Source organism: Streptomyces sp. NPDC058758 (genome assembly GCF_042746075.1).
GTDB lineage: Bacteria > Actinomycetota > Actinomycetes > Streptomycetales > Streptomycetaceae > Streptomyces.
Genome location: NZ_JBHYPS010000001.1, coordinates 371,448 through 391,851 on the forward strand (window position 1 = coordinate 371,448; position 20,404 = coordinate 391,851).

Below are 20,404 nucleotides of genomic sequence, written 5' to 3' on the forward strand. Positions count from 1 at the left end.
GACTACTTGATCATGTAGATCGTGGCGAAGAGGCCGATCCAGACGACATCGACGAAGTGCCAGTAGTAGGACACGACGATGGCGGCGGTTGCCTGCTCGTGAGTGAACCTCTTGGCGGCGTAGGTCCGGCCGAGGACCAGCAGGAAGGCGATGAGACCGCCCGTCACGTGCAGGCCGTGGAAGCCGGTGGTCAGGTAGAACACCGTGCCGTACGGGTCCGACGAGAGCGAGAGGCCCTCGTGCTTGACCAGCTCGGTGTACTCCAGGACCTGGCCGCCGATGAAGATCGCACCCATCACGAACGTGATGATGAACCACGTCCGGAGCTTCTTCACGTCGCCCCGCTCCGCGGCGAAGACGCCGAGCTGGCAGGTGAGGGAGGAGAGCACCAGGATCGTGGTGTTGGTCGCCGAGAACGGGAAGTTCAAGGCCGCGGCCTTTTCCGCCCAGAACTCGGGACCGGTCACCGATCGCAGGGTGAAGTACATCGCGAAGAGGGCCGCGAAGAACATCAGCTCGGAACTCAGCCAGATGATGGTTCCGACGCTGGTGAGGTTCGGTCGATTGACCGACGGGTGCGCGTGCCCGGTATCTACTGTCGTTACTGTCGCCACGACCGACATTATGTCGGTCGCTTATCCCGCCCTCACTCCGGGGGGTGCCGTTCGGAGTGTCAGAGGGGTGTGTCCAGCCCGAACGGCCCATCGGAAGGGCCTCCGGACACCCTTCGAACAGGTGTTGAACGGGTGTTGACGGGGTGTGGAGCGGAGTAGGCTCCCGCGCACCGGTCGAGGACGACCGGCCCGCCTTCCGGACGGAGGAACGATGCAGTCGAGTGCCACGGTCCTGGTCTACAGCGATGACGCGAACACCCGGGAGCAGGTCCGGCTCGCCGCCGGGCGGCGGCCCGCGGCCGACGTGCCCCCCGTGGAGTTCGTGGAGTGCGCGACGCTCCCGGCCGTGCTGAAGCGGCTGGACGAGGGGGGGATCGACGTCTGCGTGCTGGACGGCGAGGCCGTCCCCGCGGGCGGCATGGGCGTCTGCCGGCAGATCAAGGACGAGGTCTTCCGGTGCCCGCCGGTGCTGCTGCTCATCGGCCGCCCGCAGGACGCCTGGCTGGCCACCTGGAGCCGCGCGGACGCCGCTGTCACCCTTCCGGTGGAACCGGTCGAGTTCGCGGCGTCCCTGGCGGCCCTGCTGCGCTCGCGCCTGTCGATCGACGCGTGACCCCCGCGGGGGCGCGGCGGCGGAGCCGTGGCGCCGGGCGGGTGAGCCGGAGGGGCGCGGCGGTGCCGGGCCCCTAGAGGGACGGGCGGAGGCGCGCCTTGGCGTCGTGGGTGGCCGTGGGGTCGCCCTGCTCGGCCACCAGGGCGCTGCCCCGGCGCCACTTCTCCCAGGGCATGTTCCAGTCCCCGAAGCCGTTCCCGAAGGTGTCCATCATCTCGCCGCTGCTGTTGACGGTGCGGACGATGTCGCCGGCGCGGACGGTCTCGTAGAACCAGGCCGCGTTGTCGGTGGACATGCCCACGCAGCCGTGGCTGACGTTGGCGACGCCCTGGGAGCCCACGGACCAGGGGGCGGCGTGCACGTACTCGCCGCTCCAGGTGACCCGGGTGGCGTAGTACACCGGCAGGTCGTACGACTCCGAGCTGCCCTCGGAGATGCCGATGCTGGTGCCGCGCATCCGGACGTAGTACTCCTTGCCGAGCACCACTTTGATCCCGTTACGGGTGGAGAAGCCCGGTTTCCCGGTGGTCACCGGAATGGTGTTGATCACTTCTCCGTTGCGCTTCACGGTCATCTGGTGCGACCCGGCGTCGGCGACGGCCTCGATCCGGTCGCCGATCTTCAGCCGGAGCGGCTTGGACGGGCCGCCGTAGAGCTTGTCGCCGACCCGGAGGCCGTCGAGGTTGCCGGTGACGGAGACGAGCGCGCCGGCCGGCCAGTACTCCCGGGGCCGGAAGTGGAGCGTCTTGTCGTCCACCCAGTACCAGGAGCCCTCGACGGCGGGCGTGGAGCGGACCTTGAGGGCCCGCTCGACGACGGCGCGCGCGGCCCTGTCCTTGACGGGGAGGGTGAGTTCGGCCGTGATCGGCTGCCCGACGCCGTACGTGCCCGCCTCCGGCCCGAAGGTGACGGTCAGGGCCCTTTTGGCCGGAGCCGTCTCGAAGGTGTACGTACGGGCGCCCGGGGCCCCGTCCTCGTCCTCCGCGGCCACCCTGACGGTGTAGCGGGTCCCGGCGGCCAGGGAGCCCGTGGAACGCCACGTGCGGCCGTCCGCGGTGAGCTCGCCCGCCAGGTGGCGGCCGGCCGCGTCGGTGACGGTCACGTCGGTGATCCGCCCGTCGTCGCCCCGGGAGGTGATCTCCAGCGGTTTCTCGGGGTCCAGCCGGGTGCCGTCGGCCGCCGCGAAGGCGATCTGGTCGGCCGCGTCGTAGGGGCTCGCCGACAGCGGGTGCCCGTCCGGGCCCGCGCACGCCGTCGCGCCCGCGGTGACGGCGAGGGCCAGGAGGGTGCAGCTCAGAACAGTCCGAATGCGCGGCGTGTCGTTCATGACCTCACGCTAAGGACAGTTCCGCGCGCGGGCGCGCCGGGCGCGGCAAAAGAGGGGCCCGGCCGCTTCGCGTACGAAGTGACCGGGCCCCTCGGGGTGTTACGGGGTACCGCTACTGGTTCTGGTTCTCACCGCGGTAGAACTCGAAGACCCAGCCGAACAGGCCGACGAGGATCAGCGGCGCGGAGAAGTACAGCAGCCACCAGCCCATCGCGATCGCGAGGAAGGCGAGGGCGCCACCGATGGCCAGCGACAGCGGCTGCCAGCTGTGGGGGGCGAAGAAGCCCACCTCGCCGGCCTCGTCCGCGACGTCGGCCTCCTTGTCGTCCTGCGCCATCGCGTCGACCCGCTTGGCCGTGAAGGCCAGGTAGTAGCCGATCATGATGGCCAGGCCGAAGGCCAGGAAGAGCGCCGTCGTGCCGACCGGCTCCTTGGACCAGACGCCGTAGAGGATCGCCATGGCAAGGATGAAGACGCTCAGCCAGATGAACATCTTGCCCTGGATCTTCACTTGCCGGCCTCCTTGCTGCCCGTGAGGGCCGCGGCCTCGTGCGGCTTGTTCTCGAGCTGGTCGACAGCCGCGATCTCAGGGTGGTGCAGGTCGAACGCGGGCGATTCCGAACGGATCCGCGGCAGCGTGAGGAAGTTGTGCCGCGGCGGCGGGCAGGAGGTCGCCCACTCGAGCGAACGGCCGTAGCCCCACGGGTCGTCGACCTCGATCTTCTTGCCGTACTTGGCGGTCTTCCAGACGTTGTAGAAGAACGGCAGGATCGACAGGCCGAGCAGGAAGGAGGAGATCGTCGAGATCGTGTTCAGGGCGGTGAAGCCGTCGGCGTCCAGGTAGTCCGCGTAACGACGCGGCATGCCCTCGGCACCGAGCCAGTGCTGCACCAGGAAGGTGCCGTGGAAGCCCACGAACAGCGTCCAGAACGTGATCTTGCCGAGGCGCTCGTCGAGCATCTTGCCCGTGAACTTCGGCCACCAGAAGTGGAAGCCGGAGAACATCGCGAAGACGACGGTGCCGAAGATGACGTAGTGGAAGTGCGCCACGACGAAGTACGAGTCCGAGACGTGGAAGTCCATCGGGGGCGAGGCCAGGATGACGCCGGTCAGACCACCGAAGGTGAAGGTGATCAGGAAGCCGACGGCCCAGAGCATCGGGGTCTCGAAGGACAACGAGCCCTTCCACATCGTTCCGATCCAGTTGAAGAACTTCACGCCGGTCGGTACGGCGATGAGGAACGTCATGAAGGAGAAGAACGGGAGGAGCACGCCACCGGTGACGTACATGTGGTGGGCCCACACGGTCACGGACAGACCGGCGATCGCGATGGTCGCGGCCACCAGACCGATGTAGCCGAACATCGGCTTGCGGCTGAAGACCGGGATGACCTCGGAGATGATGCCGAAGAACGGCAGGGCGATGATGTACACCTCTGGGTGTCCGAAGAACCAGAAGAGGTGTTGCCAGAGCAGGGCTCCGCCGTTGGCCGCGTCGAAGACGTGGGCACCGAACTTGCGGTCCGCCTCCAGGGCGAACAGCGCGGCCGCCAGGACCGGGAAGGCGAGCAGGACCAGGACACCGGTCAGCAGCACGTTCCAGGTGAAGATCGGCATGCGGAACATCGTCATGCCCGGGGCGCGCATGCAGATGATCGTGGTGATGAAGTTGACCGAACCGAGGATCGTGCCGAAGCCGGAGAAGGCCAGACCCATGATCCACATGTCGGCGCCGACACCCGGCGAGCGGACGGCGTCCGACAGCGGGGAGTAGGCGAACCAGCCGAAGTCGGCCGCACCCTGCGGGGTGAGGAAGCCGGCCACCGCGATGATCGAGCCGAAGAGGTACAGCCAGTAGGCGAACATGTTCAGCCGCGGGAACGCCACGTCGGGCGCGCCGATCTGCAGCGGCATGATCCAGTTGGCGAATCCGGCGAACAGCGGCGTCGCGAACATCAGCAGCATGATCGTGCCGTGCATCGTGAACGCCTGGTTGAACTGCTCGTTCGACATGATCTGCGTGCCCGGACGGGCCAGCTCGGCGCGCATGAAGAGCGCCATGAGGCCACCGATGCAGAAGAACACGAACGAGGTGACGAGGTACAGGGTACCGATCGTCTTGTGGTCGGTGGTGGTCAGCCACTTCACCACCACGTTGCCGGGCTGCTTGCGGCGGACGGGCACCTCGTTCTCGTACGAGTCCTCAGCCGCGGCACCCTTGGTTTCGTTGGGGATGCTCACAGTTGGTTCTTCTCCGCGTTCCTGGCCGGGTCCGTCTGCTCGATGCCGGACGGGATGTAGCCGGTCTGACCCTTCTCGGCCAGCTCCTTCAGGTGCGCCTGGTAGCGCTCCGGGGAGACCACCTTGACGTTGAAGAGCATCCGGGAGTGGTCGACACCGCACAGCTCGGCGCACTTGCCGAGGAAGGTGCCCTCACGGGTCGCGGTGACCTCGAAGGCGTTGGTGTGACCCGGGATGACGTCCTGCTTCATGAGGAAGGGCACCACCCAGAAGGAGTGGATGACGTCACGCGAGGTGAGGACGAAGCGGACCTTCTCGCCCTTCGGCAGCCACAGGGTCGGGCCCGGGTTGCCGGTCTGCGGGTTCCGGTCGCCGGGGATGCCGGCGTCGTAGACGCCGCCCGCGTTCTCCGGGAACTGGTCGATGAACTTGTCCGGGATGGACGCGAGGTTCTCGTCCGTCTTCGCGTCACCCTCGACGCCGGGCACGTCCTCGATGTAGTTGAAGCCCCAGCTCCACTGGTAGCCGACCACGTTGATCGTGTGGGCGGGCTTCGGGGAGAGCTCGAGGAGCTTCGACTCGTCGCGCGCGGTGAAGTAGAAGAGCACCGAGACGATGATGAGGGGGGTGACCGTGTACAGCGCCTCGATGGGCATGTTGTAGCGGGTCTGCGGAGGTACCTCGACCTTGGTCCGGCTGCGCCGGTGGAAGATGGTCGCCCACAGGATGAGGCCCCACACCAGGATGCCGGTGAGGAGCGCGGCGGCCCAGGAGCCCTGCCACAGGGAGAGGATCCGAGGCGCCTCTTCCGTGACGGGGGTGGGCATGCCCAGGCGGGGGAAGTCTTCCCAGTTGTACGAGCAGCCGGTGGCTGTCGCCAGGATCAGGCCCGCAGTCAGCACCTGCGGCAGCTTCCGCCGCATCGGGCGCCGCGACGAGCGGTCGGAGCCGTTGGGACTCACGTAGCGCCTTCCCGAGAGTCTCGGCCCGCGTTGGTCGGCCACGGCCGTCCGTCTCGCTGGTCGGTCGCCGCCCCGGCCGCGGGCAGGGGTTTGGATGTTTATGCGGACCAAACCCTACTGGACGCTATTTGGGGTCGCGCGGGGAGGGTGCCCAACGCGCCGTCCGAGTCCCCGAAGGGGTGGACCCGGCCGTTCCGGCGGACGATCGGAAGCGCCCGTTCGGGGGTCTGGCGGCGGGTGGGAGCGGGGTTCTGACGGGAGCTCACCGGCCGGGTCCGGGCACCCGGCCCGGGGGCGGGCGCGGGCGCCGGACGACCGGCGGCCGCGGGCCGGGGCGGGGGCCGGCGGGCGGGTCCGCGCGGGCCCGGCGACGGCCACCGGCCGGTGGCGGGGGCTCCCGGGGGCGCCGGGAGGCAGGCTCTACCGTGGGCGGATGCCGTACTTCGACGCCGCCTCCGCCGCCCCCCTGCACCCCGTCGCCCGCCAGGCGCTGCTCGCCGCCCTCGACGAGGGGTGGGCCGACCCGGCCCGGCTCTACCGGGAGGGGCGGCGGGCCCGGCTGCTGCTCGACGCGGCGCGGGAGGCCGCGGCGGAGGCGGTGGGCTGCCGCCCCGACGAACTCGTCTTCACTCCTTCGGGGACCCGCGCGGTCCACTCGGGCGTGTCGGGCGCGCTCGCCGGGCGCCGGCGGATCGGCGGGCGGCTGGTGGTCTCGGCCGTCGAGCACTCCTCGGTGCTGCACGCGGGCGAGGCGCACGCGGCGGCCGGCGGGACGGTGACGGAGGTCCCGGTCGGCCGGACCGGTGCGGTGGACCCGGAGGTCTTCGCCGCGGAGCTGGGCGAGGGGGTCGCGCTCGCCTGCCTCCAGTCCGCCAACCACGAGGTGGGCACGGAGCAGCCGGTGGCCGAGGTCGCGGAGGCCTGCCGGGCGGCCGGGGTGCCGCTGCTCGTGGACGCGGCCCAGTCGCTCGGCTGGGGGCCGGTGCCGGAGGGCTGGTCGCTGCTGGCGGCGAGCGCGCACAAGTGGGGCGGGCCGGCCGGGGTGGGCCTGCTGGCGGTGCGGAAGGGCGTGCGGTTCGCGCCGCAAGGCCCGTCCGACGAGCGGGAGTCGGGCCGGGCGCCCGGCTTCGAGAACCTGCCCGCGATCGTCGCGGCGGCGGCCTCCCTGCGGGCCGTGCGCGCCGAGGCGGCGGCGGAGGGCGCCCGGCTGCGGGGCCTGGTCGACCGGATCCGGGCGCGGGTGCCGGAGCTGGTGCCGGACGTGGAGGTGGTGGGCGACCCGGTGCGGCGCCTCCCCCACCTCGTCACCTTCTCCTGCCTGTACGTCGACGGGGAGACGCTCCTGTCGGAGCTGGACCGGGAGGGATTCTCCGTTTCGTCCGGTTCGTCGTGTACGAGTTCGACGCTGACGCCCAGCCACGTGCTGCGCGCGATGGGCGTCCTGAGCGAGGGGAACGTCCGGGTCTCGCTGCCGGCCGGCACGGCGGAGGCGGACGTGGACCGCTTCCTTGCGGTGCTGCCGGGGGTGGTGGCGTCGGTACGGGAACGGCTGGGCGCCGCGCCGGTCGCCGCGGAGCCGGTCCTCGCCGAGGAGCTGGTCGTCGACGCGCTCGGGAAGCGGTGCCCGATCCCGGTGATCGAGCTGGCGAAGGTGATCGGGTCGGTGCGGGTGGGGGGGACGGTGACGGTGCTGTCGGACGACGCGGCGGCCCGGCTGGACATTCCCGCGTGGTGCGGGATGCGGGGGCAGGAGTACGTGGGCGAGGTCCCCTCCCCGCAGGGCGCCCCCGCGTACGTCGTCCGCCGCACCACCTGACCCCGCCACCCCCGCAGGGCGCCGCGCCCGACCGCCACGCTGCGGGCCGCCCCCTCCGTTCCGTTGTGGGCTGCGCCCGGGCGGGGCTGCCCCCGCCGCTCCGTTGTGGGCAGTCGTTCCGCTGGGGCGATGGGGGTCCCCCCTGCTCGAGCGAAGCCGAGAGCTTGGGGGAGGGTGGGCACAACGGAACGGCACCTTTGCGGGTGCCTCCGCTTCCGTGCCCGGACCCGCACCCGTACGGCGTCGTACAGCAGGTGCGGGTTCAGGCCCGGAAAGCCTTGGCCCGGCAGAGGGGCGCCGTCCCACAGGCACGGCCCGCGCCACGGGCGGCGGCGCGGGCGCGCGGGTCAGGAGAGGTGGGACTGGAGTTCTGCGGTGGCTTCGTGGCCGTACGCCTTGGTGAAGCGGTCGATGAAGTTGGTGCGCCGCAGCGTGTACTCCTGCGTGCCGAGCGTCTCGATGACGAGCGTCGCCAGCATGCACCCGACCTGCGCCGCCCGCTCCAGCCCGACCCCCCAGGACAGCCCCGTCAGGAAGCCCGCGCGGAACGCGTCGCCGACGCCGGTGGGGTCGACCTTGGCCTCCTCCTCCGGGCAGGCGACCTCGATGGCCGGCTCGCCGGCGCGCTCGATGCGGACGCCGCGCGAGCCGAGCGTGGTGACGCGGTGCCCGACGCGGGACAGGATCTCCTCGTCGGTCCAGCCGGTCTTCGCCTCGATGAGGCCCTTCTCGTACTCGTTGGAGAAGAGGTACGCCGCGCCGTCGAGGAGGGTGCGGATCTCCTCGCCGTCCATGCGCGCGATCTGCTGGGAGAAGTCCGCGGCGAAGGGGATGGACCGGGCCTTGCACTCCTCGGTGTGGCGGAGCATCGCCTCGGGGTCGTCGGCGCCGATGAGGACGAGGTCGAGGCCGCCCACCCGGTCGGCGACGGCCTTGAGCTCGATGAGGCGGGCCTCGCTCATGGCGCCGGTGTAGAAGGACCCGATCTGGTTGTGGTCCTTGTCCGTGGTGCAGACGAAGCGCGCGGTGTGCAGGACCTCGGAGATGCGGACCGAGGCGGTGTCGACGCCGTGGCGGTCGAGCCAGGCGCGGTACTCGTCGAAGTCGTAGCCGGCCGCGCCGACGAGGATCGGGTTGCCGCCGAGCTGGCCCATGCCGAAGCAGATGTTGGGGCCGACGCCGCCGCGGCGGACGTCGAGGTTGTCCACGAGGAAGGAGAGGGAGACCGTGTGGAGCTGGTCGGCCACCAGCTGGTCGGCGAACCGGCCGGGGAAGGTCATGAGGTGGTCGGTGGCGATGGAGCCGGTGACTGCGATACGCACGGCTGGGCGCTCCTGCGGGTGATGGGTGAGGACGTTCCACGGTATCCGCTGCGGGGCGCGCTGCCGAACAGTGGAAACTACCCCAGAGTAGGGCTTTTCTCCGGAGGCGGGTGGTGCATACGGTGCGCCCATGACGACGTACCCCGCTCCCCGTGAGCGACACGAGTCCGAACCGAGCCTCGCCGAGCTGCGCGGCGCCAGTGCCCGGATGGTCCCGCACTGGGTGACGCCGGCCGATCCGGCGCCCGCCCCCGTCTCCCCCGCCTCGATCCACGGCGTGGTCGTCCCGGACGCGTCGGCGCGGCTGATCGCCGCCACCGCCGAGTACGGCGGCTGACGGAACGGAACCGACCGCGCCCCCGCCCCGTCCCACCGGTGTCCGAACGACACGAGGGAGCGTTGCGGTGAGCGGTACGGAGAGCGGACGCGGGCGGCGGGCCGTGCTCGTCGCCACGGTGGCGGCGGGTGTGCTGCTGGCCGGTGGCGGTGGGCTGTACCTGACCGCCGCCGGTGACGACGGGGACGGCGGGGACACGGCGTCCCGGGCCGCGGGCGCGCCCGCGCCGCCGCCCCTGCGGCTCGGGGGCGGGGGCGGCGGTACCGGCCCGGGCGCGGGGATCGCGCCGGGCGAACCGGACCCGGGCGGCGACCCGCGGGGAACGGTCTACAGAGCCGAGGGCCCACTCCCCCAAGGGCCCTCGTCGGCCGCGGTCCACCGGCCGAAGGGCCTGGTCACCTCGGAAGAGGTGACCAGGCTGGCCGGGGCGCTCGGCGTCGGGGGAAGCCCGGCGCTGGTCGGGGACGTGTGGACGATCCGGCCCGAGAAGGACGGCCGGGGGCCGCGCCTGGACGTGTCGCGGCAGGCGCCGGGGAACTGGACGTACTCCTGGTACGACGGCGGTCCGGCCGGCGACGCCTGCCTGAAGGGGAGGGCCTGTCCGCCTCCGGGCGGGGCGAAGCCGCCGGCCGGAGGCTCCCCGGTGAGCGAGGCGGCGGCGAGGGCCGCGGCGGCGCCGGTGCTGAAGGCGCTGGGCCAGGACGACGCCAAGGTGTCGGCGGCGCAGGTGATGAACGGTTCGGTGCGGGTGGTGAACGCCGATCCGGTGATCGGCGGGCTGCCCACGTACGGCTGGTCGACGGGGCTGCACATCGGTCCGGACGGGCGGCCGGTGGCGGGCAGCGGGACGCTGAAGGAGCCGGCGAGGGGCGAGGCGTACCCGGTGGTGTCGGCGGAGCGGGCGCTGGCGCGGCTGAACGAGGAGTCGAAGGGCACCGGCCCGATCGGGATCGGCGGCTGCGCCACGGACCCGCCGGCCGGGGAGCCGCAGGCCGGAGAGCCACAGGCCCCCGGCGGGCCCGGGAAGGACGTGCCGTGCCAGACGGCCGTCGACGCGGCGCCGCCCCGCGAGGTCCCGGTGACCGGTGCGGTGCTCGGTCTCGCGGCGGCGGACACGGCGGACGGGCGGGCGCTGGTCCCCGCGTGGCTGTTCACGGCCGATCCGGCGGACGCGGCGGCGTACACGGTGACCTCGACGGCGGTGGCGCCGGAGTTCCTGGCGCCACCGGCGGCGCCGTCCCCGCAGCCCACGCCCTCCGCGCCGGAGCCCTCGGACGGCACGGCGCCGGTGCGGCGGATCGAGTCGTTCACCGTCGGGGGTGACGGGCGGACGCTGGCGGTGACCTTCTGGGGCGGGGTGTGCAGCACCTACACCGCGCACGCCGTCGAGGACCCGCGGCAGGTGCGGGTGCGGATCGACGAGAAGCCGAACGACCCCGACCGGGTCTGCGTCCTGGTCGCCGAGGAGGTCACCGTGGAGGTGACGCTGGAGGCGCCGCTGGGCGACCGGCCGGTGGTGGACGCGGCGAGCGACGAGGCCGTGCCGCGCCGGTAGGGCCGTACCGCCCGGGCGCCGGGCACGCGGAAAGGGCGGTGGCCCGGGAGGTCGGTCTCCCGGGCCACCGCCCGCTTCGTCGCTCCGCGACGGTTTAGCTGAACGAGTCGCCGCAGGCGCAGGAGCCGGTGGCGTTCGGGTTGTCGATCGTGAAGCCCTGCTTCTCGATGGTGTCGACGAAGTCGATGGAGGCGCCGCCCAGGTACGGGGCGCTCATGCGGTCGGTGACGACCTTGACACCGTCGAAGTCCTTGACGACGTCGCCGTCGAGCGAGCGCTCGTCGAAGAACAGCTGGTAGCGCAGACCGGAGCAGCCACCGGGCTGGACGGCGACGCGCAGCGCGAGGTCGTCACGGCCCTCCTGCTCCAGCAGAGCCTTGACCTTGGCCGCGGCGGCGTCGGTGACGATGATGCCGTCGGTGACGGTGCCGGTCTCGTCCGATACGGACATCTACATCTCTCCCGGGTTGTACGGAGACTGCTTGCCGACGGTGACAACCGGCGGTGCCCCGGATTCATTCCGGGTCGGGTGGGATTTCCCTCCTCCATGCTCGCACATGCCGTCCGAAGACGCGGAAGGCGAATTCGTCACATCGACACTATGGCCATCGTCAGGATGACGTGAAGGGGTTATGATAGATAGCGTCATTTAGACGAAAAGGTTCCCCGAAGAAAGGGTGCGTGACGTGACCACCGCCCAGACCCCCCTGGACGTCCAGCCGACGCCGCTCGCCCTGCTGCTGCTCGGCCGCGAGGCCGACCCCAAGAGCGAGCGCGGCGTGGAGTGTCCCGGCGATCTGCCGTCTCCCTCCGACCCCGACCTGGTGGAGCGTGCCCGCGCGGCCAAGGAGAAGCTCGGGGACAAGGTCTTCGTCCTCGGCCACCACTACCAGCGCGACGAGGTCATCCAGTTCGCCGACGTCACCGGCGACTCCTTCAAGCTCGCGCGTGACGCCGCCGCCAAGCCGGAGGCCGAGTACATCGTCTTCTGCGGCGTGCACTTCATGGCCGAGTCGGCCGACATCCTCACCGGCGACGACCAGAAGGTCGTCCTGCCGGACCTCGCGGCCGGCTGCTCGATGGCCGACATGGCCACCGCCGAGCAGGTCGCCGAGTGCTGGGACGTGCTGACCGAGGCCGGGATCGCGGACGTCACCGTGCCGGTCTCGTACATGAACTCCTCGGCCGACATCAAGGCCTTCACCGGCAGGCACGGGGGCACGATCTGCACCTCGTCCAACGCCGAGCGGGCCCTGGACTGGGCCTTCCGGCAGGGCGAGAAGGTGCTCTTCCTGCCGGACCAGCACCTGGGCCGGAACACCGCCGTCCGCGACATGGGCATGTCCCTGGACGACTGCGTGGTCTACAACCCGCACAAGCCGAACGGCGGGCTCACCGCCGAGCAGCTGCGCGCCGCCAAGATGATCCTGTGGCGGGGTCACTGCTCGGTGCACGGCCGCTTCTCGCTGGAGTCGGTCGAGGACGTCCGCGCCCGGATCCCCGGCGTGAACGTGCTGGTCCACCCGGAGTGCAAGCACGAGGTCGTCGCCGCCGCGGACCACGTGGGCTCGACCGAGTACATCATCAACACCCTGGAGGCGGCCCCGGCCGGCTCGAAGTGGGCGATCGGCACGGAGCTGAACCTGGTCCGCCGGCTGGCGAACCGTTACGCCGATCAGGGCAAGGAGATCGTCTTCCTCGACAAGACGGTCTGTTTCTGCTCGACCATGAACCGGATCGACCTGCCGCACCTGGTGTGGACGCTGGAGTCGCTGGCCGAAGGCAACCTGGTCAACCGGATCGAGGTCGACAAGGAGACCGAGACCTTCGCCAAGCTGGCGCTGGAGCGGATGCTGGCACTGCCGTAACGGTTCTCCCGTCTGGGCACGTACGCCGAAGGGGCGCCCCGCGAGTTCGCGGGGCGCCCCTTCGCTCTGCCGGCCGGAATCTAGTCCAGGGCGTCGAGCAGGGTCGCGTCGAGCGGGCTGACGTCCGGCTGCTCCGGGATCACCGTCGCGTCGTCGTCCTCCTCGCGGGCCTTCTTCGCCGCCTTCTTCTTCGCGCGGCGCTCCTTGCGGAGCTCGACCATCGCGTAGAGCGTCGGGACGAGGAGGAGGGTCAGCAGGGTCGAGCTGATCAGGCCGCCGATCACGACCACGGCGAGCGGCTGGGCGATGAAGCCGCCCTCGCCGGTGATGCCGAGGGCCATCGGCAGCAGGGCGAAGATCGTCGCCAGGGCGGTCATCAGGATCGGGCGGAGCCGGTGCCGGCCGCCCTCGACGACCGCCTCCACGACGCCGTACCCCTGGGCCCGGTACTGGTTGATCAGGTCGATCAGCACGATCGCGTTGGTCACGACGATGCCGATGAGCATCAGCATGCCGATCATCGCCGGGACGCCCATCGCGGTGCCGGTGGCGACCAGCAGGCCGATGGCGCCGGTGGCGGCGAACGGGATGGAGACCAGCAGGATCAGCGGCTGGATCAGCGACCGGAAGGTCGCGACCAGCAGCATGAAGACGATCGCGACGGCCGCGAGCATCGCCAGGAACAGGTTGAGGAAGGCCTCGTCCTGGTCCTCGGAGACGCCGCCGACGGAGGCCGAGACGCCCTCCGGCAGGTCGAGCGCGCTGATCTTCGACTGGAGCGCGGTGCCGACGGCGCCGGTGTTGTCCGTGGTCGGCTTGGCCGTGATCGTCGCCGCCCGGGCGCCGTCGATCCGGGTCATGGAGACCGGGCCGGGGACGAGCTCGACGGTGGCGACGTCACCGAGCCGCACCGGGCCGAGGGGCAGCGCCTTCAGCTGGTCGAGGGTGGTGGCCGGGGTGGCCGAGGTGATGAGGACGTCCCGCTCGGTGTCGTCGAGGGTGGCCTTGGCGGCGGGGGTGCCGCGGACGGCCTGCGCGACGATCATGCCGAGGCTCGCGTCGTCGAAGCCGGCGTCGGCCGCCTTCTCGTTGGCCCTCACGGAGATCCGCGGGACCGACTGGGAGAGGTCGCTCTGGACATCGGTGACGTCCTTCAGCTCCGCGACGGCCTTCCGGACCTGCTCGGACGCCTTCTGGAGCAGCTCCCGGTCACCGGCCTTCACCACGACGCTGAGGTCCTGGGCGGCGAAGCCGTCGCCGGCCGAGATCGAGGTGTCGCCGACGCCGTCGAGCTTCCCGAGCGCCGCCTCGATGGCGTCGCGGGTCTTCTCGTACGAGGCGGACTCCTCCAGGGTCACCTGGAAGGACGCCTGGTTGGCGCCGGTGCCGCCGCCGAAGGCCGCCATGAAGCCGGAGGAGCCGACGGTGACCTGGTAGTCCTTGACGCCCTCGGTGTCCGCGAGGACCTTCTCGATCTTCTTCGCGGCCTCGTCGGAGGCGTCCAGGGAGGTGCCGGGGTCCAGCTTCTGCTTGACCGTCAGGACCGGCTGGTCGCCCTGGTCGAAGAAGTTGGTCTTCATCAGCGGCGCCATGCCGAAGGTGACGACCAGGACGACGAGGGCGATCGCCACGCTGGTGAGGCGGCGGCGGGTGGCGAACCGCAGCACCGGCACGTACGCGCGCTGGAGGCGGCTCTTCGCCTCCTTCTCCTCGGCGGCCCTGCGGGCCTCGTCCGGGTCATCGGAGGTGCCCTTGGGGGCGCGCAGGAACCAGTACGAGAGCACCGGGACGACCGTCAGGGAGACGAGCAGCGAGGCCAGCAGGGCGGCCGTCACGGTGAGGCTGAAGGAGCCGAACAGCTCGCCGACCATGCCGCCGACCAGGCCGATCGGCAGGAAGACGGCGACCGTGGTGAGGGTGGAGGAGGTGACCGCGCCGGCCACCTCCTTCACGGCCGTGATGATCGCGGACTGGCGGTCCTCGCCGTAGCCGAGGTGGCGCTTGATGTTCTCCAGGACCACGATCGAGTCGTCGACGACCCGGCCGATGGCGATGGTGAGCGCGCCGAGCGTCAGCACGTTGAGGGAGAGGTCGCGGGTCCACAGCACGATCAGCGCGAGGACGACCGAGAGCGGGATGGAGACCGCGGTCACCAGGGTCGAGCGGATCGAGGCGAGGAAGACCAGGATCACCAGGACGGCCATGACGAGGCCGAGGGCGCCCTCGGTGGTGAGGCCGGAGATCGACTTGGCGACGGCCGGGCCCTGGTCGGAGACGACGGTCAGCTGGGCGCCCGCCCCCAGCTGCTTCCGCAGCTCGGGCAGCTTCTCCTCGACGGCCTCGGAGATGGCGACGGCGCTGCCGTCCTTGTCCATGGTGGCCATGACGGCGAGGCTGGGCTTGCCGTTGGTGCGGGTCAGCGAGACCCGGGCGGACTCCTCCTGCTCGACGGTGGCGACGTCGGCGAGCCGGACCGCCTTGCCCTTGGCGGGCTTGACGCGCAGGTCCTGGATCTGCCGGAGCGAGGTGTAGCCGCCCCCGACCTGGACGGTGCGGCTCTCGCCGGCCTCGGAGAAGGAGCCGGCGGGCATGGTGCCGCCGCCGTTCTGCAGGGCCTGGGCGAGGTTCATCGGGGTCAGGCCGGCCGCGGCGAGCTTGCGCTCGTCGGGGGTGACGGAGACCTGGAGGTCCTGGACGCCGTCGACGCTGACCTGGCCGACGCCGTCGATGTCCTCCAGGGCCGGGACGACGGTCCGCTCCAGCTGGTCGGCGAGGGCCTGCTGGTCCCGGTCGGAGGTGGCGGCGAGGACGACGGTCGGGATGTCGTCGGTGGAGCCGGCCACGACCTGCGGGTCGACCGTGTCGGGCAGCACCGCCCGGGCGCGGTTGACGGCCTGCTGGACGTCGGCGACGAGCTGCTTGGTGGACTCGTCCCCGTAGTCGAAGGAGGCCATGATGACGGCGCTGCCCTCGGAGGCGGTGGACGTGACGCCCTTGATGCCGTCGACGGCCTTGAGGTTGTTCTCCAGCGGCTCGACGACCTGCTTCTCGACCACGTCGGGAGAGGCGCCCTGGTACGGGGCGATGATCGAGACCATCGGGAGCTCGATCGAGGGGAACAGCTGCTGCTTCAGCTGGGGTATCGCGATCAGTCCGAAGACGATCGCGACGATGGACATCAGCCCGATCAGGGCCCGTTGCGCGAGGCTGAATCTGGACAGCCAGGACATGGGGTCTCTCTTCTGTGGCGTACTCGTCGGCAGGCGGCGGGCAGCCAGGAGCGCCCCCCGGCCCCAGGATCGGCCACCCGCGGGCCGATCGCGTCGCCCCCGGGGCGGTTATCCCGGCCGGGCGCGTACCGCGTCCGCAGTACGCCGGGGCCCCGGGTCACTCCCCCCTCGGGCGGACCAGTCCCGTCTCGTAGGCGGTGACCACCAGCTGGGCGCGGTCGCGGGCGCCGAGCTTGGCCATGGCGCGGTTGACGTGGGTCTTCACGGTGAGCGGGCTGACGTCGAGCCGTTCGGCGATCTCGTCGTTGGAGAGGCCGCCGCCGACCAGGACGAGGACCTCGCGCTCCCGGGCGGTGAGCGCGGCGAGCCGGCCGGCGTCCGCCCCGGGCCCGGCTCCGGCCGGGGCGGCGGCGCTCTGGGCGAGGAAGGTGGTGATCAGGCCCTTGGTGGCGGCCGGCGAGAGCAGCGCCTCGCCCGCGTGCGCGATCCGGATCGCGCCGAGCAGTTCCTCCGGCTCCGCGCCCTTGCCGAGGAAGCCGGAGGCGCCGGCCCGCAGCGACTCGACGACGTACTCGTCGATCTCGAAGGTGGTGAGCATGACGATCCGGACGCCGGAGAGTTCGGGGTCGGCGGTGATCGCGCGGGTGGCGGCGAGGCCGTCGGTGCCGGGCATCCGGATGTCCATGAGGACGACGTCGGGCCGTTCGCTGCGGGCGAGGGCGGCGGCCTGGGCCCCGTCGGCGGCCTCCCCGACGACCTCCATGTCGGGCTCGGAGTCGACCAGCACCCGGAAGGCGCTGCGCAGCAGGGCCTGGTCGTCGGCGAGCAGCACGCGGATCGTCATCTGTCCTCCCCCGCCTCCCGGGCCGTCCCGGGCGTCAGCGGCAGTATCGCCTGCACCCGGAAGCCGCCGCCGTAGCGGGGTGCGGTGGTGAGGACGCCGCCGAGCGCGGTGACCCGCTCGCGCATGCCCAGCAGGCCGTGGCCGCCGGAGGGTTCGGGGGCGGGGCCGGCGGCCGGGGCGCCGTCGTCGAGGACGGTGACCTCGACCGTACGGCCCACGAGGACGACGCTCACCTCGGCGCGGGCGTCCGGTCCGGCGTGCTTGCGGACGTTGGTCAGGGCCTCCTGGACGATCCGGTACGCGGCCAGGTCGACGGCCGCCGGGAGGGGCCGGGCCCCGTCGGTGCGGGCCAGCGAGACGGGCAGGCCGGCCTTGCGGAAGCTGTCGAGGAGCCCGTCGAGCACCGCGAGGCCGGGGGCGGGCTCGGTGGGGGCCGCCGGGTCGCCGGACTGGCGGAGCAGGCCGACGGTGGCGCGCAGTTCGTCGAGGGCGGAGCGGCTGGCCTCGCGGACGTGGGCGAGCGCCTCCTTGGCCTGGTCGGGACGCTTGTCCATGACGTGGGCGGCGACCCCGGCCTGCACGTTGACCAGGGCGATGTGGTGGGCGACGACGTCGTGGAGGTCGCGGGCGATCCGGAGGCGCTCCTCGGCGACCCGCCGGCGGGCCTCCTCCTCGCGGGTCCGCTCGGCGCGCTCGGCCCGCTCGCGGATGGCGTCGACGAAGGCGCGGCGGCTGCGGACGGCGTCGCCGGCGGCGGCCGCCATGCCGGTCCAGGCGAAGACCCCGAGGTTCTCCTGGGCGTACCAGGGGGTGGGGCCGAAGGCCATGGCGGCGACGGCGAGCACGGTCATGGTGGCGAGGCCGACGCGCCAGGTGGTGGGGCGGTCGGTGCGGGAGGCGACGGTGTAGAGGGCGACGACGACGCCGATGGTGACCGGCGCCGGACGGGTCTCGCCGAGCAGCTCGACGAGGGCGAGCCCGGAGACGAGGGTGAGGACGGCGAAGGGCCGGCGGCGGCGGAAGACGAGGGCGAGGGCGGCGACGAGCATCATCCCCACCCCGGGGAGGGTGGGGGCGCGGTCGCCGAAGGTGGGGCCGGTGACGCTGCCGTGGGGGTCGGTGAAGGAGGCGGCGATCATCGCGACGAGGACGCCTCCGGCCAGGGCCGTGTCGAAGGCGAGGGGATGCTCGCGGAAGCGCTCACACACGCGGGCGGTCATGCTGGTGCGGGTCACCGGGGAACGGTACGGGGGCGCGGGGGGCGCGGAACAGGGCGGGTCCGGCGGGGGCGGGTACGGGGGGGCTGGTACGGAGGGCGGGCACGGCAGGAGCGCGGGTCCGGCGGCGGGCACGGCCGGAGCTGGGCCGGGGCGGACACCGCGAGAGCGGGCACGGTAGGAGCGGCTCCGGCGGGAGCGGCTCCGGCGGGAGCGGCTCCGGCGGGAGCGGCTCCGGCGGGAGCGGCTCCGGCGGGAGCGGCTCCGGCGGGAGCGGCTCCGGCGGGGGCCGCCACGGCAAGAAGCGGGCTGGCAGGAGCGCGGGTACGGCGGGAGCTGGGCCGGTGGGAGCGCGGGGCGGCGCCGTGCGGGTGGCGTACCGGTGGGGCGGGCCGGCCCTCCCCCGGTGGCGTCGTCCGTCCGCCCGGGGGTTCCCCGGGCGGAACGTCCGGCCGCGCCGGGGGCGTCAGCCCGGGATCAGGCCGTCGTCCGTGAGCATGGCGCGGACTTCGTCCAGGCTCGCGTCGGGGGACGGGAGGATGAGCTCCGAGGGCTCCAGGGCGTCGTCGGGGAGGGGGCCGCCCAGGCGGCGGACGGCGTCGAGGAGGGCCGCCAGGGTGCGGCGGAAGCCTTCCTCGTCGCCCGACTCCATCTCGGCCAGCAACTCGTCGTCGAGCGCGTTCAGCTCGGCGAAGTGGCTGTCGGCCAGCTCGCGCTGGCCCTCCCCCATGATCCGTACGATCATGACGCCGTCCTTGTCCTGGCTACTGCTTGTCGAAGCGCGGGTGGGACTGCTGCTGGTTCTGCTGCGGGGCGCCCTGGGCGCCGCCCTCGATGGCCTGCTGCTGTGCCGAGGGGCCGCCGGCCAGCTCGGCCTTCATGCGCTGGAGCTCCAGCTCGACGTCCGTGCCGCCGGAGAGGCGGTCCAGCTCGGCCTGGATGTCGTCCTTGGCGAGGCCCGACTGGTCGTCGAGCGCGCCGGAGGCGAGGAGCTCGTCGATGGCGCCGGCCCGGGCCTGGAGCTGGGCGGTCTTGTCCTCGGCCCGCTGGATGGCGAGGCCGACGTCGCTCATCTCCTCGGAGATGCCGGAGAAGGACTCGGCGATCCGGGTCTGCGCCTGGGCGGCCGTGTAGGTGGCCTTGATGGTCTCCTTCTTCGTGCGGAAGGCGTCCACCTTGGCCTGGAGCCGCTGCGCGGCGAGGGTCAGCTTCTCCTCCTCGCCCTGGAGGGTCTGGTGCTGCACCTCCAGGTCGCTGACCTGCTGCTGGAGCGCGGCGCGGCGGGACAGCGCCTCGCGGGCGAGGTCCTCACGGCCGAGCGCCAGCGCCTTGCGGCCCTGGTCCTCCAGCTTGGCGGACTGGCCCTGCAGCTGGTTCAGCTGGAGTTCGAGCCGCTTGCGGGAGGTGGCGACGTCGGCGACGCCCCGGCGCACCTTCTGCAGCAGCTCCAGCTGCTTCTGGTAGGAGTAGTCGAGGGTCTCGCGCGGGTCCTCGGCCCGGTCAAGGGCCTTGTTCGCCTTCGCGCGGAAGATCATCCCCATACGCTTCATGACACCGCTCATGGGCTTCGCGCGCCCCCTTCTGACGGACGTGGCACCGGCTCTTCGACAGGATCCACAGTACGGGCCCTGCCTCTATTACCGCACTGTTCGGAGCGGGATGCGCTCCTCCCCAAGGACGAGTGGCCCCTGCCGCTCCTCCCGCGGGAGGAGGAGGAAGGACCTCAGGGAGACCCCGGGGCCGGCCGTCCTCGTGTGCGTACCGGCTACGACGCCGGCTGTGAGCGGATCGTTCCCTCCCGGACTGGGGTTCCATGCCCGCCACCCCGTACCCTTGGGTTTTGTGTTCCGTAGCCGTTCGAAGGATGAGAAGGCCCCCACCGAGAAGGTGACGGCGGACCTCTCCAAGCAGCCCCGCGACCCCGAGGCCCCCAAGGGCCGCCCGACCCCGAAGCGGAGTGAGGCCCAGACGCAGCGCCGTCGTGCGCAGACCGTCCCGCTCGACCGCAAGGAGGCCGCCAAGCGCCAGCGAGAGGCGCGGCGGGCCGACCTGACGCGCCAGCGCGAAGCGCTGAACAGCGGTGACGAGCGTTATCTGCCGGCCCGTGACAAGGGCCCGGTGCGCCGGTTCGTGCGCGACTTCGTCGACTCGCGCTTCGCGATCGCCGAGTTCTTCCTGCCGATGGCCGTGGTCATCCTCGTGCTCTCGCTCTTCGGCAACACGAACCGTTCGCTCCAGAACATCTCCCTGCTGCTCTGGCTCGGTGTGATCATCCTGATCGTCATCGACTCGATCGGCATCTGGATCCGCCTGCGGAAGCAGCTGGCCGAGCGCTTCCCGAACGAGCCGAAGCGCGGCGCGATCGCGTACGGCCTGATGCGCACGCTCCAGATGCGCCGTCTGCGGCTTCCGAAGCCGCAGGTCAAGCGCGGAGAGCGGCCCTGAGCGCGGACGGCTC

At 71.8% G+C, this 20,404-nt stretch carries 18 protein-coding genes; 6 read left to right on the forward strand and 12 right to left on the reverse strand.

Translation table 11 applies throughout. The features are described from left to right. Positions 1–2: 2 nt before the first annotated feature. A complete protein-coding gene (locus ACFW6A_RS01705) occupies positions 3–623 on the reverse strand; it encodes a heme-copper oxidase subunit III (RefSeq protein ID WP_169085597.1) in 621 nt (206 codons plus the stop codon). 202 nt (positions 624–825) lie between these two features. Between ACFW6A_RS01705 and ACFW6A_RS01710 the strand changes: the two genes are divergently transcribed. Next, the gene (locus ACFW6A_RS01710) at positions 826–1,227 is read left to right on the forward strand and encodes a hypothetical protein (RefSeq protein ID WP_351840904.1); all 402 of its coding nucleotides are present in this window, start codon (positions 826–828) and stop codon (positions 1,225–1,227) included. Between the two features lie 73 nt (positions 1,228–1,300). Here ACFW6A_RS01710 and ACFW6A_RS01715 read toward each other — a convergent pair whose 3' ends face one another. The 4 genes from ACFW6A_RS01715 to coxB form a co-directional block, all read right to left on the reverse strand. Further along, a complete protein-coding gene (locus ACFW6A_RS01715) occupies positions 1,301–2,554 on the reverse strand; it encodes an Ig-like domain-containing protein (protein WP_351840902.1) in 1,254 nt (417 codons plus the stop codon). Between the two features lie 112 nt (positions 2,555–2,666). Further along, positions 2,667–3,065: a cytochrome c oxidase subunit 4 gene (locus ACFW6A_RS01720; RefSeq protein ID WP_041128840.1), complete on the reverse strand. Its 399-nt coding sequence runs from the start codon at positions 3,063–3,065 to the stop codon at positions 2,667–2,669. Continuing rightward, the gene (gene ctaD / locus ACFW6A_RS01725) at positions 3,062–4,795 is read right to left on the reverse strand and encodes a cytochrome c oxidase subunit I (RefSeq protein ID WP_351840899.1); all 1,734 of its coding nucleotides are present in this window, start codon (positions 4,793–4,795) and stop codon (positions 3,062–3,064) included. Before ctaD ends, ACFW6A_RS01720 begins: the two co-directional genes overlap by 4 nt. Then, on the reverse strand, positions 4,792–5,757 hold the full coding sequence (gene coxB, locus ACFW6A_RS01730) for a cytochrome c oxidase subunit II (RefSeq protein WP_386486169.1): 966 nt from the start codon (positions 5,755–5,757) through the stop codon (positions 4,792–4,794). The genes ctaD and coxB overlap by 4 nt, the downstream gene beginning before the upstream one ends. Positions 5,758–6,190: 433 nt before the next feature. Here coxB and ACFW6A_RS01735 point away from each other — a divergent pair, with 433 nt between their 5' ends. Next, on the forward strand, positions 6,191–7,573 hold the full coding sequence (locus ACFW6A_RS01735; RefSeq protein WP_386638152.1) for a cysteine desulfurase/sulfurtransferase TusA family protein: 1,383 nt from the start codon (positions 6,191–6,193) through the stop codon (positions 7,571–7,573). A 347-nt stretch (positions 7,574–7,920) separates the two neighbouring features. Here ACFW6A_RS01735 and ACFW6A_RS01740 read toward each other — a convergent pair whose 3' ends face one another. Next, a complete protein-coding gene (locus ACFW6A_RS01740) occupies positions 7,921–8,895 on the reverse strand; it encodes a carbohydrate kinase family protein (RefSeq protein WP_351840892.1) in 975 nt (324 codons plus the stop codon). A 130-nt stretch (positions 8,896–9,025) separates the two neighbouring features. Here ACFW6A_RS01740 and ACFW6A_RS01745 point away from each other — a divergent pair, with 130 nt between their 5' ends. Beyond that, positions 9,026–9,232, forward strand: coding sequence for a hypothetical protein (locus ACFW6A_RS01745; protein ID WP_351840890.1), 207 nt, complete (start codon positions 9,026–9,028; stop codon positions 9,230–9,232). A gap of 67 nt (positions 9,233–9,299) precedes the next feature. Continuing rightward, the gene (locus ACFW6A_RS01750; protein ID WP_386638156.1) at positions 9,300–10,787 is read left to right on the forward strand and encodes a hypothetical protein; all 1,488 of its coding nucleotides are present in this window, start codon (positions 9,300–9,302) and stop codon (positions 10,785–10,787) included. Positions 10,788–10,881: 94 nt separating this feature from the next. Here ACFW6A_RS01750 and erpA read toward each other — a convergent pair whose 3' ends face one another. Further along, positions 10,882–11,238 (reverse strand): iron-sulfur cluster insertion protein ErpA, encoded by a 357-nt coding sequence (gene erpA, locus ACFW6A_RS01755; RefSeq protein ID WP_189850249.1) that lies wholly within the window; start codon positions 11,236–11,238, stop codon positions 10,882–10,884. A gap of 235 nt (positions 11,239–11,473) precedes the next feature. On the opposite strand from erpA, the gene nadA reads away from it, so the two are divergent. Further along, entirely contained in the window at positions 11,474–12,655 is a 1,182-nt protein-coding gene (gene nadA / locus ACFW6A_RS01760) for a quinolinate synthase NadA (RefSeq protein WP_351851224.1), read from the forward strand. 80 nt (positions 12,656–12,735) lie between these two features. Here the strand turns inward: nadA and ACFW6A_RS01765 are convergent, their stop codons facing one another. The 5 genes from ACFW6A_RS01765 to ACFW6A_RS01785 all read right to left on the reverse strand — a co-directional run bounded on the left by ACFW6A_RS01765 (position 12,736) and on the right by ACFW6A_RS01785 (position 19,508). Further along, positions 12,736–15,885, reverse strand: coding sequence for an efflux RND transporter permease subunit (locus ACFW6A_RS01765; protein ID WP_386638159.1), 3,150 nt, complete (start codon positions 15,883–15,885; stop codon positions 12,736–12,738). 157 nt (positions 15,886–16,042) lie between these two features. Beyond that, positions 16,043–16,729, reverse strand: coding sequence for a response regulator transcription factor (locus ACFW6A_RS01770; RefSeq protein ID WP_351851218.1), 687 nt, complete (start codon positions 16,727–16,729; stop codon positions 16,043–16,045). Beyond that, positions 16,726–17,949: a histidine kinase gene (locus ACFW6A_RS01775; protein WP_351851239.1), complete on the reverse strand. Its 1,224-nt coding sequence runs from the start codon at positions 17,947–17,949 to the stop codon at positions 16,726–16,728. Before ACFW6A_RS01775 ends, ACFW6A_RS01770 begins: the two co-directional genes overlap by 4 nt. A 463-nt stretch (positions 17,950–18,412) precedes the next feature. Beyond that, positions 18,413–18,691: a hypothetical protein gene (locus ACFW6A_RS01780; RefSeq protein WP_351851215.1), complete on the reverse strand. Its 279-nt coding sequence runs from the start codon at positions 18,689–18,691 to the stop codon at positions 18,413–18,415. A gap of 19 nt (positions 18,692–18,710) precedes the next feature. Then, positions 18,711–19,508: a PspA/IM30 family protein gene (locus ACFW6A_RS01785; protein WP_079021937.1), complete on the reverse strand. Its 798-nt coding sequence runs from the start codon at positions 19,506–19,508 to the stop codon at positions 18,711–18,713. A 280-nt stretch (positions 19,509–19,788) separates the two neighbouring features. Between ACFW6A_RS01785 and ACFW6A_RS01790 the strand changes: the two genes are divergently transcribed. Further along, a complete protein-coding gene (locus ACFW6A_RS01790) occupies positions 19,789–20,391 on the forward strand; it encodes a DUF3043 domain-containing protein (RefSeq protein ID WP_351851213.1) in 603 nt (200 codons plus the stop codon). Positions 20,392–20,404 lie beyond the last annotated feature (13 nt).